The sequence below is a fragment of the Vibrio sp. YT-17 genome, from assembly GCF_033337375.1.
Classification (GTDB): Bacteria; Pseudomonadota; Gammaproteobacteria; order Enterobacterales; family Vibrionaceae; genus Vibrio; species Vibrio alginolyticus.
Genome location: NZ_JAWOQP010000160.1, coordinates 1 through 1,146, shown reverse-complemented (window position 1 = coordinate 1,146; position 1,146 = coordinate 1). Strand labels below are relative to the sequence as shown.

The 1,146-nt window shown below is 48.2% G+C and carries 1 protein-coding gene; it reads right to left on the bottom strand.

Annotated features, from left to right (window positions below; all coding sequences use genetic code 11):
- Window positions 1–240: 240 nt before the first annotated feature.
- Window positions 241–1,146 (bottom strand): GH36-type glycosyl hydrolase domain-containing protein (locus R7F67_RS24645; RefSeq protein WP_411913743.1); only part of this gene is annotated, 906 nt, incomplete at its 5' end.

Here is a 1,146-nt window from a genome sequence, read left to right as displayed (position 1 = left end):
ATGACAAAGCCACGATCTGCCACTGATTCTCTGTTAGTGATGTTTGCTACTGCCTGAGCAACCAAACGAACATTATCTTTAGTAACTTCTTCACCGATGAATGCGCGCCAACCGCCTGTACCAAATTTGATCATGATTCGAACCTCAATAAGGGCGGCAATACACCGCGCCTTAAAATTTTGCTAGCGAACCCAATGCACAAGCTAAAGAGCAAAAGTGCATTGGGGCATTTTTAAGCGATTAACCTAGTGTTACGATCACTTCGTTCACGGAGCCTTCCGCTTGAACTGGTACTGATGCGCCAGTGATAGCTTCGCCGTTCAGAGTGATAGATTTCACGCCTTTGCTGACTGAATCAGGGTTAACAACTTTGATGTTGTAAGTCGCGCCTAGCCACTGACGAGTGACTTCAAATCCAGGCCAGTTAGTTGGAATACATGGATCGATAGTGAGACCATCAAAACCTGTGCGCACACCAAGGATAAAGTTGGTCACTGCGAAGTAAGCCCAACCAGATGTGCCAGTTAGCCATGGGTGGTTTGCACGACCGTGATCTTGGTGGTCTCGACCCATAATGAACTGCACGTAGGAGTACGGTTCTGCGATACGTTTTTCGATGATGTCGTTTTGGTTGTATGGGTTGAGTGCATCGTAGAACTTCATCGCACGGTCACCGCGCCCCAATTTTGCTTCAGCAACCCAAGCCCATGGGTTTGGATGTGAGAAGATCGCACCGTTCTCTTTTACGCCTTGGTAAACGCGGGTTACAAAGCCGATATCATCATTTGGTGTTGCGAATGATGGTGAGTTCAGATGTAGGCCGTATTCAGAGAATAGATTCTCGTCGACTGCGTCCATTGCCTTTTCACCGCGCTCTTGAGATACCGCACCAGACAGCACCGCAAGAGTGTTTGACTCAAGGTGTACACGACCTTCTTTTTGTTGCGCTGTACCAATCTTGTCGCCGTTTTTCGTTAGACCACGGATATACCAGCCGCCTTCTTCGTCCCAAAGGTGTGTTTCACACGCTTCACGCACGTTTGCTGCCATCTCGAGGTATTTCTCAACGGCAGCTTCTTTGCCTAGGTATTTTGCAAGGTCGATGAACTCTTGTAGCGCCCAGAAGTGTAGGAAAGACACCATTGA